This is a genomic window from Bacillus sp. B15-48 (assembly GCF_016879755.1).
GTDB lineage: Bacteria > Bacillota > Bacilli > Bacillales > Cytobacillaceae > Mesobacillus_B.
Genome location: NZ_WOFU01000002.1, coordinates 275187 through 291056 on the forward strand (window position 1 = coordinate 275187; position 15870 = coordinate 291056).

The following is a 15870-nucleotide window of genomic DNA, read 5'->3' on the forward strand; positions in this document are numbered from 1 at the left end:
GGAAAATTAAATGCGCCATTTGTCAGCCTAAATCTTTCTGACTTTTTCAAAATACTCTTCAAGTGTCCAATTATTTTGCTGAATCTCTTTCGCTGCTTTCCGTCCAACATACCTAAAATGCCATGGTTCATAAATATACCCTGTTATCTCTTCCTTTCCTTCCGGATAGCGAAGGATAAAGCCAAAATGATGAGCATTATTTGCGAGCCATTTTCCTTCTTTTGTCTCCCCTAACTCCTCGGTTAATCTCAAACCAACACTCCTAGCAGATATGTCCATCGCCAAACCAGTCTGATGCTCACTATTCCCTGGCACTGCCACGGCCTCTACAGCATTTCCTTCACCAACATTATAAACTTCTGCCTGGTGAATTTGATCTTGTCTACTGAATGACCGATATCCGGAAACGGCAAACAATTCAAGCCCACTTTCTTCAGCAGCGGTGAACATCTCTTCGAGTGCCGTTGCCGCTTCTTCCCGCAGTAAGCTCTTTTCAACCTCTTGATTTCCAAAAGAAAATGGAACATTCGGTCTTACTAAATCACTAGGAATATAGTCTGCAGACAAACTATAAGTTCTGTTTACCAAAACTAGTATATTATCTGGGTTTTGGATAACTTTCTTTCCATCAACCGGTTTCACCTCATTAAAATAAACAGCCTCTAACACTGGACCGTCATTCCCAGGTATTCCATCCGAACCAGCAATCTTCGTTTCATCCGGAGAAATTTGTTTCAACCCTGTTTCGCCTAAAAATGGGGTTTTGTCTGCTATTTCCTGTTGCGAACAACCTGATAAAAAAAGGAAAGTGAAAAAAACAACTAAAACAATATTCTTCATACTAAATCCACCTATCTTTTTACTAAAAAAACAATGTCTATATCTTAACATGTTTGTCTTCTAAATGGCAGGAACTACTTTTATGATTGATTAAAAATCCCTCTCCATCATATGGAAAGGGACAATTTCTTACTCTTTAATTACTGCCTCAAGGGCAACTTCAATCATATCACTAAATGTAGTCTGACGTTCTTTTGCTGTCGTTTCTTCTCCAGTTAGTATATGATCACTAACAGTCAGAACAGAGAGAGCACGGCGGTCAAATTTAGCTGCTAATGTATACAGTGCTGCAGTCTCCATTTCCACAGCGAGGATTTTATATTTTGCCCACTTTTCTAGTTCCGCATTATCATTATAAAAATGATCAGCAGTAAACACATTTCCTGCTTTTAAGTTTAAGCCTTTTTCTAAACCCGAATTATACGCTTTCAACATTAGGTCAAAATCTGCAGTTGGAGCAAAATCAACCCCTCCAAAGGTTAAGCGATTCATTTGAGAATCAGTGGACGCACTCATTGCAAGAATTACATCTCTTACTTTTACATCCTTCTGAATGGCGCCACAAGTTCCCACTCGAACTAATGTCTGAACATTATAACTGTTCATCAATTCATTTATGTAGATGGAAATAGACGGCACCCCCATTCCAGTTCCTTGAACGGAAATTCGTTTGCCTTTATATGTGCCAGTATAGCCAAACATATTTCGAACTTCATTATATAATTTAGCATCCTCTAGAAAAGTTTCAGCAATGTATTTTGCCCTTAGCGGATCACCAGGAAGCAGAACAATTTCAGCTATTTCATTTTCTTTTGCATTAATATGTATACTCATCATCGAACCCTCCATCAGTTTACACAGTTACATCTTATCAAATCATACCATAACCAACCATACACTGGAAAAATTACTAGAAGTTAATTTTCTGCGAGTGGGTTAAGCTAAATATAGCTTTACCCAACATGATTGGTTAGATTCTGTATAGATTCATTTTAACTGAAAGGAGTGATCTTAATGGGAAAGAAGCATCGCAATCGAATAAACTCACCTAAAAAAAACAATCACATTCCTCCTGAAGCGATTGTTGCCGAACATGAGGCACACGCGAAAGAAATTGAATCGGCTCGAAAAAGAAAAAGGTAAAGAACATTATAAAAGGCGAGCAACTCCGCTCGCCTTCCTAATCATTTTCAACTTCTTCATCAATGATACATTTATCTAATAGGTATTCGAAGGTAATATCAGCTATTTCCTCCAGTTCCTCTTCGTTGGGAACGTATCCCCTTCTAACTAGCTCATGAAAGAAAAATTCTGCAATTTCTTCCGTATCAATAATTACTTCAATCTCCCTCATAGAATCGCCCCCTTTTTACAGAATGTATGTGGGTGAGCAATTTTTCATTCCTATTAACAATTAATTGTTCATTAATTAAAAAAGAAAAGGAAATTTAACTATACTGGTCTACGACAAAATAGACAAGCATACACTTTACTATATTTTAAAAAGGAGTGATTGGATGGAAGCAATAAAATTGGTAGCTCGAGCCATAACACAAGACCTTAATCGCGAGGAAAGCAATGTAATTGAAGCAATTGGAAAAGGAACAGAATTTTTGTTCAAGTTTATCTTATTTTTAGGAATTCCTTTTTTTCTATTTGTCTTAAGCCAATTTTTTAAACTTCTTTAAACATGGCTTCCCCGTCATTATTCACATTCACAGAAAGTTTTCTTAAAACCACATTGATTACCTGATCATACATTTCGTGAGACAAGTCTATATAAAACATATCCAGCTCATAAAAAAACTATCATCAAAATAAGATGATAGGTGTATAGCATATGAATCTAAGCAAAGCCTCTAATATAGACCCCAACAGAAATAAGCGCCACGATAATGACTACAAAGTGTATTAAACATGACTCTTTCCGTCGTTGTTCACGATTACGGAAAGCTTACGCAAGACAACTTTCATGACATGCGCATACTCTTCATCTCCAAACCATAAATACAAGATTTTATAGTCATTATAAATATCGAGCATGCTGTCAATTAAAGTCTGTTTCATGTTTTTTTTTCGCAACTCCTCTTTTTCCGCTTTTTGTTTCGTCGAAGTTTGCTTTTTATTTTCTGGTTTTGGTAATGCTTTCTTTTCTGATGAAAATAATAAGCCTAACTTCTGAATGAAAACATCAGCACTTTCAGCGTCTGCGATAAGTGTTAACTCCTCTTCCCCGGCTTCAAGCCATTCCCCATCCTTTATTCGGGAAAGTTCATAAATAACATCTTCCCAAGAGTCCTCCTTGTAACGCCAAATTTCAGTTCGAAATCCAACAATTTTAAATAAATCGGAACCATAGCCCTTTACTTGGACCACGTCACCGAAGAAAAATTTATATTCTATATCAATATGCTCTTTCTCAAGGAGCTTACCTTCATATTCATCTAACGGTTGGAGGCTTGATTCCAAATATAACCCCTGGCCATTATTAATCTCATACATATATTGGCCATCGAGCTTTTTCACATTTGTTACTTTCCCCACTGTTCCATATTGTGTGATCACGACTGTATCACCGATTTTATATTTCGGTTCTTTTCGTTTTCCCATTTCCTCCATCCTCTCAATGATGCGTCGTGAATTTTATTACCACATTATATGCTCAAAGAAGGTGAATCGACACGCACTTAAAAAGAAAAAGCGCCTAAACATCTTTTTTAAAAAAGACATTTAGACGCTATTCTTAAAAAGTTCCCTCTATCGCTCTGACTGCACATAAAGCTCCCATGCATCATCAAAGATAGTCATCGTTTCAAGATATTGTCCATTAAATTCTAGATAGGAACTAATTTCATGATAATCCTCTGAATTTCTAGGAAAACCATGATCATCGTACACGTTATTCGCAAATTGACTAATTGTATCTTTTGGCTTTGGATGCCGATACTTCATTAAAAAATGATAAAAACTTTTATACATAACAAACGCCCTTTTATCAAGTTAATATATTAACTATAAACGATAGGATAATCCGACGACAAGAGAGTCCTACAATAACTTTTAAATCAAGTTCATTCGCAAAGTAAATGGCGATGATCATTGCGAGCACAAACTAAATTTTTATTAGGAGACCTCCATTGTACACGAATGAACGTTAAAAAATCCGCTCGTGTTTCTACCTACTAAAAAAACCATCACACCAGCTCCACTATTAGCAAAAATTATATGATATAATATATTAAAGTTATTAATATAACATTTTCGTTTAACGATTGCAAAATATGCGTTTGATTTACAACATTTTACTTAATTAGAACAATAATAGACGTATGATTTATTGAAAGGGTGACAACAATGGGCATTCATATAGAAAAGATTTATTATTTACAAAACCCAGAATCTGGCATTGAAAAAATCGCTTCAGAAACAGAAGTAAAATATGAAAATGTGATTAAAGATGTTTTCGGAGTCGCATTTATTGAAGATTTATCCAAGATGATCCGCTACAATAAAAAGTTTCAAGAATACATTTGTAAAGCAAATAATATTAAAGAACAGGAAATAACGATGGAAATGGTTATCCGTTTAGCCACAAAAAAAGATTTACTCCCAATTAGAATGAATTATATAAATATGATAAATCAACAACAGTCGAGAAAAAGTCCTCCCCCTTTTTCAACCACGATTCAGTTACACGAAGGAGTGTTTAACTGGAATGAAAAAGAATGCTCGTACGACCTTGTTACCTAACCAAAACCCATCCAACTGGATGGATGTTTGGTTAATTTGAATTGCTTGCGAGCAAATTGGAAACAACCTTAGCCTGATCTTCTTGAGCTGTCAAGAAAACTTCAATTTTAAACGAACCAACGTAAAGATTTGGAATGGTAAATGTATTTTCTAAGGCTTCATTATTTGTTAAGGTTACTTCTTGAATCGCTTGTGTGGAGAAAATGTCATCCGAATATTGCATTATTTTTTTATCATTCTCATCATAGATAATATAATCAGCCTGTAATCCGCTTGGAAATGTTAACTTGACATCCTCACCAGTTCGATTTTTTACAGTGTATTTAATAAACATTTCATCTGTCTTTTCGATTATCTCGATTTCAGGTTGAAGTTGTTTCTGATGTTCATTTTTATTCTGTTCGTCTAATGTTCCACCTGTTCCTACCCCGGTTCCACATCCTGACATTAGCCCAAAGATTAGCATTGACAGAACCATCCCTAACCACTTCCTCTTGGTCATTTTCATTTTCCCCTTTTTATCATCTTTTTTAAGTTCTATATAATAAGACGGAAGCAAAGGTGCAGAAGTTACATTTTAATTCATGATGAAAACAGCCATAAACAAGAGGAGTACTCTTATTTATGGCTGTTTATGAGTTCAGATTAGTACTACTTCGTATTTAATTCTTCTAAAATCGGATAAAGTTCTTCCAAATGTTTAATCTCGTATGTTGGGATTACTTCATTTCTTTCTTTATTATGGCGATTAATCCAAACCGATTTAATGCCTGTTCGATTTGCTCCTAATATATCCGTCATTAAATTATCCCCAACCATAATGACTTCATCCTTATTCACAGATAATAGAGATAAAGCATGCTCAAAAATCCCCGAATCTGGCTTCCCTTTACCGTAGTCGCCAGAAATAACAATTTGATCAAAGTAGGGAACAAGTTCAGAGGTAATTTCAAGTTTCGTTTTTTGAAGATCTGGTGAACCGTTCGTTAAAAGAAGTAGTTGGTACTCCCCTTTTAACTTGTCTAACGTTTGGAAAGTTTCATCGTACACAATCGGGTGCTTCTTTCTTTCTTCAGGAAAACGTTCAGCTAATTCATAACCGAACTCTGGGTCATCAATTCCCAGCACCTTTAATCCATTCGTCCAAGCATCCTTGCGATAATTCGGGGCCATTTCTTTCATTTTCTTAAATTCCTCATGGTCATCTAAGAAATTCCCCCACAATCCTTCAAATGGATTGATCCCAATCATTTGTGTAAAAGGAAATGTCTCATAAGAAGAATAAAGGTTACGTGCTGTTTCCCGAACAACGGCTTCAAACTGATCTGGATTAAGCCCATAACGTTCCTCTGCAAGTTTACAAGTAGCAACAAATGCTTCTTTTATGCTTTTTTGATCCCAAAGAAGTGTATCGTCTAAATCAAAGAAAATCGCTTTAATCATGTTTATCCTCACTTATTTTTTAATTTCATCTGTTTAATAGTTTACCATTTTTCAAATAAATTGAATATATATTTCACGATAACATTTTAAAACTCAGCGAAAAAAATGTGCCCAGAGTTTTTTACCGGGCACAAACATCGTTGTATATAAGGATTCCTATTTAGCCTGTTTGTCTAGTTGATACACTCTTGCTTCAAACGGTCTTAATGTAAATCTTGTATGATTATCTTTCGTACTTACTGAGTAATTATTTAAAAGCAATTCCGCCTTTTCATATTTGATCTCTTCTGGAAGTAGAAATTCAGTTTCTACTGGAAAGAGGTTCGTGATAACTAAGATTATTTCATCATTCAATACACGCAAATAGGAAAAAATATACTCATGTTCAGCTAAAATTAATTTAAAACTCCCATACAGGAGGCTACTTTTCTTTTTGCGAATTTCAATAAGTTTTTTATAATAAGTATAAATTGAATTTGGATCTGCTAGCTCTTTTTTGACATTGATCTCTTTATAATTTGGATTTATCTTTAACCAGGGAGTACCACTTGTAAAACCTGCATTCTTTTCATCAGTCCATTGCATAGGTGTTCTAGCATTATCTCGACCGTTTTTCCAGATAATCTGCATTAGTTCATCATGACTCTTCCCTTCTGCAATTCCAGCTTGATACAAATTTTTAATAGCGATATCTTGATATTCATCAATCGTAGAAAACTTTACATTTGTCATCCCAATTTCTTGTCCTTGATAAATAAAAGGTGTTCCCTGCATTAGGAAATAGAGAGTTGCAAGTGATTTTCCTGATTCCACCCGAAAACGTCTACTATCTCCCCAGGTTGATACAGACCGAGGCTGATCATGATTCTCCAAGAACAGCGCATTCCAACCGACACCATCTAGGTTGGTCTGCCAACGGTGGAAAGTCTCTTTAAGAGCATGAATATCAATTCCTCCTGTCGTACTTTTCCCCCATAAGTCGAGATGCTCGAATTGGAAAATCATGTTGAATATTCCCTCATCTTCTCCCACCCATTTATTTGCTTCACTTGCCGCAACACCATTTGCCTCGCCAACTGTCATGATGTCATATTTAGCAAAAGTTTCTCGCTTTAGTTCTTGTAAAAACTCTTGAATCCCTACATGATTCATATGACCTTTATAAGACGGGACATATTTTAGGTTATGAGGATTCGGTAAATCAGGAAAACCTGGGGCTTTCTTAATATGAGAAATCGCATCCACTCGAAAACCATCAATCCCTTTATCGAGCCACCAATTGATCATCTCGTATAATTCGCAGCGCATCTGTGGATTTTCCCAGTTTAAATCCGGTTGGCGTCGGGAAAAAATATGCATATAGTATTCTTTTGTATGCTCGTCAAATTCCCAAACGGAACCGCCAAAGATCGATTCCCAATTATTTGGTTCCCCCCCATTTTTCCCTGGATGCCAAATATAATATTTGCGAAATCGATTCGTTTTTGAAGAACGAGATTCAATAAACCAAGGATGTTCATCTGAAGTATGATTGATAACTAAATCCATAATTAATTTCATCTTTCTCTCATGTACTGCTTCCAATAATTCATCAAAGTCAGACATCGTACCGTAATCTTCCAGTATCCCTTTATAATCACTAATATCGTACCCGTTATCATCGTTGGGCGAAGTGTAAATCGGGCTAATCCAAATCACATTAATTCCCAAGTCTTTTAAATAATCTAATTTAGAGATAATCCCTTGAAGATCGCCAATTCCATCACCATTTGAATCCATAAAACTTCTTGGATAAATTTGATAGGCAACTGCTTCCTTCCACCATTTTTTTTTCATAATTGGCCCTCCTGTATATCACACAATCGAAATGAACATTTGCTAATACAATGAATGTATCTACAATTACGACCATAATAAAAGAAAAGAGACAATTTAAAATTGCCTAATTTAAAACGAAATGTTTCTCTTTGTTTTATCCTTTTTATTTACCCATATATTCAATTTGAAAACAATGTTGAGCACATCTTTTCATGGAATTGATCTCTCAGCATCAATATACCCCGCACCATAAACATTTGGGTCTCGATTATTCCATAGAATAGGGCCAGTCTTTAATAAGTTTTTTATTTCTAATGGTGAAAGACTCGGGTTTTGCTGTTTCATTAAGGCAACAACACCGGCACAAATTGGAGTCGCCATTGAAGTTCCTGATAACACAAAATAATCCGTTCCAACTCGACTCGATTTTTGGGTTTTATCTAAATAAGAATTCGGGGAACGTAAAGAAATGATACTTACACCTGGAGCAAGAATATCAGGTTTTATGACATTGTATATAGTCGGCCCTCTACTCGAAAAACTAGCAACATCATCATCGGCCCTTGTTTCAAGTGTGTCTCGATCATCCAATGCTCCTACTGTAATAATAGCCCTACTAATCCCCGGACTGGCAATTGTTCTTGGTTCTGGGCCTTCATTGCCAGCTGCTGCACAGACGACAATTCCGGAGGCCCATGCTTCATCGACAATTTTCACCATCGGATCATCCTTTTCTGATGGATTACGCTGTGCCGTACTTCCTAAAGACATACTAATGATATCTATTTTATTTGTAGTGGTGTTTTCATTATATTGTATACACCATTCTATCCCTTCGATGACTGTTTCTAACGTTCCTGAACCTAATTTATTTAGAACTTTCACCCCAATCACATTTGCTTTTGGTGCTGGTCCCATGTAACGTGAGCCTGAAGCTGCTCCATTTCCAGCGGCATCGCCTGCACAATGGGTTCCATGCCCATTATCATCATATGGATCTGACCTGTTATTAATAAAGTCTTTGAATTCTATTATTCTCCCAGATAAATCCAGATGGGGATATATTCCTGTATCAATAACTGCAATCGTTACCCCTTCCCCTGTTAAAACGGTATTTGCTCGTCTAATCTCTTGCGCATTAGCTGACGGTACTGCAACATCAAGCAATGCACGAACCTCACGATTTATATATACTTTTTTAATATGATTACAGCTAGAGAGGATATCCTCTAACCCCTTCGGTGTGACATCTGCACTGCAACAAGAAATTCTTGCAAATTCTTTTTTTACTTCATTTCTGAAGTGATTGTTCATCACCCTTTTTACTTCCTGACAACCATCAGTAAAACAACCTTTTTCAAACTCAATAATGACCGAGATTTTCCTTTGATACTTCAAAAAACCTTCAAATAGACGGTGCATAAAACATGGAGTCCACTTAAATGGTTTATAGAGAGTCAAAATTTCCTCTCGTAAAGGTTTTTCTAGTTTATCAGCATATGCTCGTACCATTTGTACCATTGAATAGCCAAACATAATAATCCTCCTTATACATGCTTTGCTGTATGCTATGCAATGGAAGAAGAGACGGAAACGGTACATGCCTCCTTTTGAAAAATATAGAAACTCTTAATCACCTGGAGTGAATTTAAACCAGGAGGAAAAGGTTGAAATTGCCTTACGATCAGAAAGTCTGGGTGTTGATGTCATCGAGGCAGGATTTGCTGCCGCCTCTCCTGGTGATGCAGCTGCTGTATGGGGCGTGGCAAAAGCGGTTAAGAAACCTATGGTTGTTAACCTGGCTAGATCGAATCGAGCAGACATTGATGCGGTTATCAACAAAACTAGTACTCGGCAAACTTCCCGGTCGAACTGCACTTAAAAAACGTTTGACAATGCCTTAACCATAGATGTTGAATTAATTGATTACAAAAAGAAAACTACGCCCCTGTCTTCGCTCTTAAGCGCATAGACAAGGCGTAGTTTTCTTATGTTTTATATAATAAGATAAATGATTAAGGTTAAGAAGCAATTAGTGGAAGGTAGAAAAACAATGACATTAATATTGTGGACGGTTTGATCCTTTGATCAAGTTATTTTTGAATGTTGATTTCAATCTCCACAATTTCTTCATTCCCACAATGATTACACCTTTCTGTTTCCTCAGTAAACCCCATACATAATTTGCAATAATGTTTTGTCATAACATCACTCCTCTAATTTAATATTTTTAATTATATACGCCTATACTGTCAGTTTTTCCTTCTTTTATTTTCCAATACTTTTCGTCATTATTTTTAAATCCAATCAATTCTCTCCCACCATACAAAATACTTCAGCTTAACTGTCTATTTTCATTTCAATACTTAGATGCACGAACTTTTCTTTGTAACACATTTAAAGGTATACTTATCCTAATGAAGATTCCTTAAAGCTTTTTAAATCGAGGTGAGATTATGTGTGGCCGTTTTACTTTAACTGCTACAACTGAACAATTAATGGGTCGATTCGAAATAGAATCATTTCTGTTAGAAGCGGATTACGCTCCGAACTATAATGTCGCCCCATCACAATCTGTCCCTGCAGTCATTAATAATGGGAACATCAATAAAATGGGCTTTTTGAAATGGGGGCTCATTCCACCTTGGGCAAAAGAAACCAAAATCGGTTATAAAATGATTAATGCTAGAGCAGAAACGCTGATCGAAAAACCAAGCTTCCGCCACGCATATCGTAAAAAGCGATGTCTTATCCCCGCTGACAGCTTTTACGAATGGAAACGGAATGAGAATCAAACAAAAACGCCAATGCGAATTAAGCTAAAGAGCGATGAATTGTTTGCAATGGCAGGTTTATGGGAGCAGTGGCAATCGCCAGATGGAGAATCCATTTTTTCTTGTACGGTGATAACTACGACTGCCAATGAACTCATTAAGGATGTTCATCATCGGATGCCTGTGATCTTAAACCGAGAGGATGAAAAAGTTTGGCTTAATCCATCGATTACAGAACCAAATAGACTTCAGTCATTATTAAAGCCATTTAATTCAGCTTTAATGGAAATATATGAAGTGAGTTCATTAATTAATTCCCCAAAAAATAATTCTATTGAGCTTATCCGAAAAATTTGTTAAAAAGTTAATAAAAGTTTTTAAAAATCTAAAAACAGCCATCTTGATCGATTAAAGGTAGCTGTTTTTAGATTTTTTAATTATTTTAAGTTTTCTTATTGATATAAAACAATATATAATTTATATAAAATTAATCTCGACTTCAAATGAATGGTAGGGGATAAAAATGGAATTGCGGCAATTACACTATTTCGTTGAAGTAGCAGAACGTGAACATGTAACTGAAGCAGCGAGCCATTTACATGTTGCACAATCCGCTGTAAGCTTACAAATTTCTAAATTAGAGGATGAATTAGGGGTTACTCTATTTGAACGTGTTGGCAGAAATGTCAAACTAACACAAATTGGCAAGGCTTTCCTTGCAGATGTGAAAATAGCATTAAAATCGATTGAACACGCGAAGCAAAAAGTCGATGAATATTTAAATCCAGAGATAGGATCAATTAAAGTCGGATACCCATCTAGCTTAGCTAGTCATTTACTACCAACAGTTATTTCTGCTTTTAGAGAAAAAAACGCAAACATCACTTTTCATTTACGACAAGGATCGTACGCCTCCTTAATTGAAGCTGTAAAAAACGGAGATCTTGATTTAGCTTTTCTCGGCCCTGTGCCAAAAGGAGACCCTGCGCTTGAAGGGCATATTCTATTTACAGAGCAATTATCCGCATTAGTACACACAAGCCATCCACTTGCTGATCGAAAAAGCATTGCATTAACTGATCTGCGTAATGATGCATTTGTCTCCTTTCCGAACGGGTATGTTCTCCAAAAGATTGTCGTTGAAGCCTGCCAAGAGGCAGGGTTCAGACCAAACATTGTTTCAGAAGGTGAAGATATGGATGCCTTGAAAGGACTTGTCTCGGCAGGAATAGGAATAACCTTGCTACCGGAAACAACCATGTACGATTCTACACCAAGGTTTACTGTAAAAATTCCTGTCATAGAACCACAAGTTAAAAGAACAGTTGGCCTCATTGTCCCAAAAAATAGAGAAGTTGCCCCTTCAGAGAAGTTATTTTATCAATTTGTTAAAGAGTTTTTTACCGTACTTGAACAATTTCAGTAAAAGTAAAAAAATTGCTTTAAATACATTTTAAGTTCTTTTCTATTCATTTGTGAATAAACAATTAAGAAGATTGTTTCTAGCGAAGGATACTACCCTATATATAGTGTTTTTTCATTGACATGTAGACACATAATATGGAATACTTGAACTACACTTCGTGTTATCTAATTCATTTTTGAGTTTATCTACACTCTTAAATAACTTTTAGTAACATGTCTATCCATAAAAAAAAGTTAGCCAAATACCCTATGGAAGGTGATAAACAGATGAAAAAAGAAAAACAAGAAAAAGAAACACTATCTGTGGATTCGACTATTTCTTTGAAAGGAATTGTTAGAGCTATTTTCAACGATACCATCCATGTCCAAATTGGTGGAAAAGTGATTTCTCTACCAATATCAAACAAAGACTCAAAGAATTTATCGTTATAAACAACCTTTAAGAGTGATTTGATTATAGATTGTATGAAAAAATGATGACCAAATTGATGTGATTTGGTCATCATTTTTATTTAACCATTAATCAAACTTAAAATAATTCCTTTTTAATAAGCGGGGTTTCTTCATTAACTCATCAAAAGTAAGTGATTTTTCTAAGGTCTCTGTATTTATTAAAAGAAGTTGTTCTTCAATTTGTTCAATCGTCTCTTCTTCTTGGTAAGTCATCCCACAATCATTGCAACTTATACAAGGAGTCTCTCGAATTTCAATTGCTTTTGTACCATCAGGTAACTCCCAAAAAGCTGGAACTGCTTCTTTTATGATATTTTTAGAGGAACACCATTCGCAACACATGTTTATTTCCCCTCTCCTCCATCTTGATATTTCTTTTGTTGTGCCTCGAATTTTTTATTCTTTAACTTATCACGCTTTTCCCGTTTATCCTTTAAGGAAGTATGCGTTGGGTCTGTCTCATAATTATGTCTTCTGTTCAGCCGTTGCAGATTTTCAGGGATGAGATTGAATTGACTTTCATTCATTACTGCAGCAATGCCGACATTGGAGTGATATTTTTCAAAATCAGAATAGATTCTTTTGAAATATTCCTCTGCCTTTCCAGGCACGTAGTTTTCAGGTTCTGGATAGGAAGTGATTACTCCTTCAAAGTTCCTTAAAACCACTTTTTCTGGACTTTGTGAGATTAAATAATTCGGTTGGAGGGAAATTTTCCCACCACCCCCGGGGGCATCAATCACAAAGGTAGGTACGGCATACCCACTCGTATGTCCGCGCAAACCTTCAATAATTTCAAGTCCTTTAGAAATCGGTGCGCGAAAGTGGCCAATTCCTTCAGACAAATCACATTGATAAATATAGTACGGCCGTACTCGAATCTTAACGAGATCATGCATTAGCTTTTTCATAATTGCCACACTATCATTTATTCCCGCAAGGATGACCGCCTGATTCCCAACAGGCACCCCGGAATTAGCTAACATTTCACAAGCCCTCTTCGATTCCTCAGTAATTTCGATCGACGTATTAAAATGGGTATTCAACCAAATTGGGTGATACTTTTTCAAAATATCGCATAAATTTTCGGTTATTCTCTGCGGAAAGACCACTGGTGCTCTCGTTCCGATCCGAATGATTTCAACATGATCAATTTCTCTTAAATTTTTAAGGATATACTCCAGAATAGTGTCATTAATTAATAGCCCATCTCCGCCGGAAATCAACACATCCCTCACTTCTTCTGTTTCGCGAATATAATGTATCGCGGCATCAAGTTGTTTTTTAGGCACGCCCATCCCAATTTGTCCTGAAAACCTTCTTCGTGTACAATATCGGCAATACATTGAACATTGATTCGTTACAAGAAACAATACTCGGTCAGGGTAGCGATGTGTTAATCCCGGGACAGGCGAATCTTCATCTTCATGGAGAGGATCCTCTAGATCATACTTTGTCTTCAAAATCTCCTTTCCAATTGGAACGGACTGCATACGTACCGGGCATCTCGGATCAGTAGGGTTCATTAGCGAAGCATAATAAGGAGTAATGTTTAACGGAATCGTTTTCGTTGCGATTCGTACACCCTCTTCCTCTTCAGGTGTTATATGAATCACCTTTTTCAAATCGTCCAATGTTCTAATTGTATTTGTTAACTGCCACAGCCAATCATTCCATTGTTCATCTGTGACATCTTTCCATAACTCAATTTCCTTCCAATGTCTTGATGGTTTATATAAAAATGTTTTCACATCGAACTCCTCCTTCAATCCGTTTCTAATGTATTAACATGCAATTTCCATACCAAAATTACAATTTCTATTTATGATGAAAAAGACCAACAATTTTAACATCGATGAAAAGAAGCGAGAAATAACCTGCCGATTTTCGAGCAGATTATTTCTCGCTTCTCTTTTTTAACTTGTATTGCAATGTTTGTCTTGGAATCCCAAGTAAACGCGAAGCCTTTAAGATATTTCCGCCACTTTCCGCCATCGCTTCCTCAATTAGTCTTTTTTCATATTGTTTTAGTTTTTCTTTTAGATTTCCTTCCATTGTTGGTTCTTGCTTTTCAAATGCATAACTTTTAAAAATAGCTGGTAGCTCATCCATCGATAGCTGAGTCTTTTCACAAACATTCATCATATATTCAATCACATGTTTTAATTCACGAATATTTCCCGGCCATGCATGATTTTCTAAAAGGGTTAAAACGTCTTGTTGAATTCCAGTAACCATCTTTCCAAGCTGTTTATTAAAGACTGTGATAAACTTTTCAACTAAAAAAGGAATATCCTCATGCCTCTCCCTTAATGGAAGCAGCTCAAAGGTCAAGACATTAAGCCTGTAAAATAAATCCTCACGAAGGAATTTTTTCTCAACAGCTTGTAATGGATGAATATTCATTACAGATATCACCCGAACATCCACTGAAATAACCTTCGAACTACCTACCCTTCGGACTGCTCCGTCCTCTAATACTCGTAATAACTTAGCTTGAAGTTCAACTGGCATGGCGTGTATCTCATCAAGAAATAAAGTACCGCCATCAGCTAGCTCAAACAAACCAGGTCGATCAACTGCCCCAGTATAACTTCCTTTTGTCGTCCCAAATAAGATGCTTTCTAATAAACTTTCAGGAATTGCAGCACAGTTTTGGGCGATTAAAGGGCCTCCACTTCGTTTAGATGCATTGTGGATAGAATGAACAAATAACTCCTTACCAGTACCACTTTCACCAAAAATCAGGATGGGAGACTCAGATTTTGCCAGCTTTTCTGCAGAATTTTTCATTTTAATAAATGTTTTATTCTTAGTTAATAGGTCACTAAACTGATATTTCGCTTGCTGTTTGCTCTCTTTCGTTGAGGGCACTTTAGGTTCATTTTTTTGCAAGTCAACTAGTCGCTCACCAAGTTCCTTTAACCTAGTATAATCTTTAGCAATTTCGACTGCCCCCATCACTTTCCCATCCATAATGATTGGTAAAGTCGTATTGACAGTTTCAATCTTTTTTCCGTACAGGTTCACAAAAGTTTGCGTTTTATTGTATAAGGGCTTTTTTGTTTTCATTACCTTAAGTAGTGTGCTAGATTTTTCATTTAAAGATGGGAAAATACTTAAAAGTGGTTTTCCTATTACTTCATCTACACTCAAGCCATCATGTCTTGCGGCTACATCGTTATAGTAGATGGTAATCCCTTCCTTGTTGACTGCATGAATTGCTTCATCTATACTCTCAAGAATCGCTCCGAGAAACCCTTCACTTATACTCGTGATCCGATTCATTTATGTGATCAACTCCTCCTATGTAGTGGTGCCGAAAAATGAGCATAACCTGCCAAAAACTTGGCATCAAAAAGGGAAC

At 36.2% G+C, this 15870-nt stretch carries 18 protein-coding genes and 1 pseudogene; 7 read left to right on the plus strand and 12 right to left on the minus strand.

Features of this window, described 5'->3' with window-relative positions:
- Positions 1 to 27: 27 nt before the first annotated feature.
- Together GNT69_RS06835 and deoD are read right to left on the minus strand one after the other, a co-directional pair.
- The gene (locus GNT69_RS06835) at positions 28 to 840 is read right to left on the minus strand and encodes a M15 family metallopeptidase (protein ID WP_203554222.1); all 813 of its coding nucleotides are present in this window, start codon (positions 838 to 840) and stop codon (positions 28 to 30) included.
- Positions 841 to 969: 129 nt separating this feature from the next.
- Positions 970 to 1674, minus strand: a complete 705-nt coding sequence (gene deoD / locus GNT69_RS06840; RefSeq protein ID WP_203554223.1) for a purine-nucleoside phosphorylase — start codon at positions 1672 to 1674, stop codon at positions 970 to 972.
- Between the two features lie 180 nt (positions 1675 to 1854).
- Between deoD and GNT69_RS25850 the strand changes: the two genes are divergently transcribed.
- Positions 1855 to 1983 carry a hypothetical protein gene (locus GNT69_RS25850; protein WP_275411184.1) on the plus strand — a complete coding sequence of 43 codons (129 nt, stop codon included), beginning with the start codon at positions 1855 to 1857 and terminating at the stop codon, positions 1981 to 1983.
- 37 nt (positions 1984 to 2020) lie between these two features.
- Here the strand turns inward: GNT69_RS25850 and GNT69_RS06845 are convergent, their stop codons facing one another.
- On the minus strand, positions 2021 to 2194 hold the full coding sequence (locus GNT69_RS06845) for a YozD family protein (protein ID WP_203554224.1): 174 nt from the start codon (positions 2192 to 2194) through the stop codon (positions 2021 to 2023).
- Positions 2195 to 2357: 163 nt separating this feature from the next.
- On the opposite strand from GNT69_RS06845, the gene GNT69_RS06850 reads away from it, so the two are divergent.
- A complete protein-coding gene (locus GNT69_RS06850) occupies positions 2358 to 2528 on the plus strand; it encodes a hypothetical protein (protein ID WP_203554225.1) in 171 nt (56 codons plus the stop codon).
- Between the two features lie 223 nt (positions 2529 to 2751).
- Here the strand turns inward: GNT69_RS06850 and GNT69_RS06855 are convergent, their stop codons facing one another.
- Together GNT69_RS06855 and GNT69_RS06860 are read right to left on the minus strand one after the other, a co-directional pair.
- Complete coding sequence (locus GNT69_RS06855; protein ID WP_203554226.1) at positions 2752 to 3450, minus strand: hypothetical protein; 699 nt, start codon at positions 3448 to 3450, stop codon at positions 2752 to 2754.
- 147 nt (positions 3451 to 3597) lie between these two features.
- Entirely contained in the window at positions 3598 to 3819 is a 222-nt protein-coding gene (locus tag GNT69_RS06860; protein ID WP_203554227.1) for a YozE family protein, read from the minus strand.
- A gap of 375 nt (positions 3820 to 4194) precedes the next feature.
- Between GNT69_RS06860 and GNT69_RS06865 the strand changes: the two genes are divergently transcribed.
- A complete protein-coding gene (locus GNT69_RS06865) occupies positions 4195 to 4590 on the plus strand; it encodes a hypothetical protein (RefSeq protein ID WP_203554228.1) in 396 nt (131 codons plus the stop codon).
- A 31-nt stretch (positions 4591 to 4621) separates the two neighbouring features.
- Here the strand turns inward: GNT69_RS06865 and GNT69_RS06870 are convergent, their stop codons facing one another.
- The 4 genes from GNT69_RS06870 to GNT69_RS06885 all read right to left on the minus strand — a co-directional run bounded on the left by GNT69_RS06870 (position 4622) and on the right by GNT69_RS06885 (position 9387).
- Entirely contained in the window at positions 4622 to 5092 is a 471-nt protein-coding gene (locus GNT69_RS06870) for a BsuPI-related putative proteinase inhibitor (RefSeq protein WP_203554229.1), read from the minus strand.
- Between the two features lie 149 nt (positions 5093 to 5241).
- Positions 5242 to 6033 (minus strand): HAD family hydrolase, encoded by a 792-nt coding sequence (locus GNT69_RS06875; RefSeq protein ID WP_203554230.1) that lies wholly within the window; start codon positions 6031 to 6033, stop codon positions 5242 to 5244.
- A 156-nt stretch (positions 6034 to 6189) separates the two neighbouring features.
- Positions 6190 to 7869: a glycoside hydrolase family 13 protein gene (locus GNT69_RS06880; RefSeq protein WP_203554231.1), complete on the minus strand. Its 1680-nt coding sequence runs from the start codon at positions 7867 to 7869 to the stop codon at positions 6190 to 6192.
- Between the two features lie 192 nt (positions 7870 to 8061).
- Positions 8062 to 9387: a S8 family peptidase gene (locus GNT69_RS06885; RefSeq protein ID WP_203554232.1), complete on the minus strand. Its 1326-nt coding sequence runs from the start codon at positions 9385 to 9387 to the stop codon at positions 8062 to 8064.
- A gap of 106 nt (positions 9388 to 9493) precedes the next feature.
- Here GNT69_RS06885 and GNT69_RS06890 point away from each other — a divergent pair.
- From GNT69_RS06890 to GNT69_RS06905, 4 genes and pseudogenes are all read left to right on the plus strand, one after another.
- A pseudogene (locus GNT69_RS06890) lies at positions 9494 to 9685 on the plus strand (2-isopropylmalate synthase); the annotation flags it as partial.
- A gap of 622 nt (positions 9686 to 10307) precedes the next feature.
- The gene (locus GNT69_RS06895; RefSeq protein WP_203554233.1) at positions 10308 to 10985 is read left to right on the plus strand and encodes an SOS response-associated peptidase; all 678 of its coding nucleotides are present in this window, start codon (positions 10308 to 10310) and stop codon (positions 10983 to 10985) included.
- 163 nt (positions 10986 to 11148) lie between these two features.
- Complete coding sequence (gene gltC / locus GNT69_RS06900; RefSeq protein WP_203554234.1) at positions 11149 to 12051, plus strand: glutamate biosynthesis transcriptional regulator GltC; 903 nt, start codon at positions 11149 to 11151, stop codon at positions 12049 to 12051.
- Between the two features lie 266 nt (positions 12052 to 12317).
- Complete coding sequence (locus GNT69_RS06905; RefSeq protein WP_203554235.1) at positions 12318 to 12482, plus strand: hypothetical protein; 165 nt, start codon at positions 12318 to 12320, stop codon at positions 12480 to 12482.
- Between the two features lie 87 nt (positions 12483 to 12569).
- Here GNT69_RS06905 and GNT69_RS06910 read toward each other — a convergent pair whose 3' ends face one another.
- From GNT69_RS06910 to GNT69_RS06920, 3 genes are all read right to left on the minus strand, one after another.
- Positions 12570 to 12845, minus strand: a complete 276-nt coding sequence (locus GNT69_RS06910; protein WP_203554236.1) for a YokU family protein — start codon at positions 12843 to 12845, stop codon at positions 12570 to 12572.
- 2 nt (positions 12846 to 12847) lie between these two features.
- Positions 12848 to 14254, minus strand: a complete 1407-nt coding sequence (gene kamA / locus GNT69_RS06915) for a lysine 2,3-aminomutase (protein ID WP_203554237.1) — start codon at positions 14252 to 14254, stop codon at positions 12848 to 12850.
- Positions 14255 to 14399: 145 nt separating this feature from the next.
- Positions 14400 to 15791: a sigma-54 interaction domain-containing protein gene (locus GNT69_RS06920; protein WP_203554238.1), complete on the minus strand. Its 1392-nt coding sequence runs from the start codon at positions 15789 to 15791 to the stop codon at positions 14400 to 14402.
- Between the last annotated feature and the right edge of the window lie 79 nt (positions 15792 to 15870).

Bases quoted from the DNA above. Each gene is read 5' to 3' on its own strand.
- deoD (WP_203554223.1), bottom strand. From the start codon at position 1,674: ATGAGTATACATATTAATGCAAAAGAAAATGAAATAGCTGAAATTGTT.
- GNT69_RS25850 (WP_275411184.1), top strand. From the start codon at position 1,855: ATGGGAAAGAAGCATCGCAATCGAATAAACTCACCTAAAAAAAACAAT.
- GNT69_RS06865 (WP_203554228.1), top strand. From the start codon at position 4,195: ATGGGCATTCATATAGAAAAGATTTATTATTTACAAAACCCAGAATCT.
- GNT69_RS06885 (WP_203554232.1), bottom strand. From the start codon at position 9,387: ATGTTTGGCTATTCAATGGTACAAATGGTACGAGCATATGCTGATAAA.
- GNT69_RS06835 (WP_203554222.1), bottom strand. From the start codon at position 840: ATGAAGAATATTGTTTTAGTTGTTTTTTTCACTTTCCTTTTTTTATCA.
- GNT69_RS06880 (WP_203554231.1), bottom strand. From the start codon at position 7,869: ATGAAAAAAAAATGGTGGAAGGAAGCAGTTGCCTATCAAATTTATCCA.
- GNT69_RS06850 (WP_203554225.1), top strand. From the start codon at position 2,358: ATGGAAGCAATAAAATTGGTAGCTCGAGCCATAACACAAGACCTTAAT.
- gltC (WP_203554234.1), top strand. From the start codon at position 11,149: ATGGAATTGCGGCAATTACACTATTTCGTTGAAGTAGCAGAACGTGAA.
- GNT69_RS06870 (WP_203554229.1), bottom strand. From the start codon at position 5,092: ATGACCAAGAGGAAGTGGTTAGGGATGGTTCTGTCAATGCTAATCTTT.
- GNT69_RS06855 (WP_203554226.1), bottom strand. From the start codon at position 3,450: ATGGGAAAACGAAAAGAACCGAAATATAAAATCGGTGATACAGTCGTG.
- GNT69_RS06845 (WP_203554224.1), bottom strand. From the start codon at position 2,194: ATGAGGGAGATTGAAGTAATTATTGATACGGAAGAAATTGCAGAATTT.
- GNT69_RS06910 (WP_203554236.1), bottom strand. From the start codon at position 12,845: ATGTGTTGCGAATGGTGTTCCTCTAAAAATATCATAAAAGAAGCAGTT.
- GNT69_RS06895 (WP_203554233.1), top strand. From the start codon at position 10,308: ATGTGTGGCCGTTTTACTTTAACTGCTACAACTGAACAATTAATGGGT.
- GNT69_RS06920 (WP_203554238.1), bottom strand. From the start codon at position 15,791: ATGAATCGGATCACGAGTATAAGTGAAGGGTTTCTCGGAGCGATTCTT.
- GNT69_RS06875 (WP_203554230.1), bottom strand. From the start codon at position 6,033: ATGATTAAAGCGATTTTCTTTGATTTAGACGATACACTTCTTTGGGAT.
- GNT69_RS06860 (WP_203554227.1), bottom strand. From the start codon at position 3,819: ATGTATAAAAGTTTTTATCATTTTTTAATGAAGTATCGGCATCCAAAG.
- GNT69_RS06905 (WP_203554235.1), top strand. From the start codon at position 12,318: ATGAAAAAAGAAAAACAAGAAAAAGAAACACTATCTGTGGATTCGACT.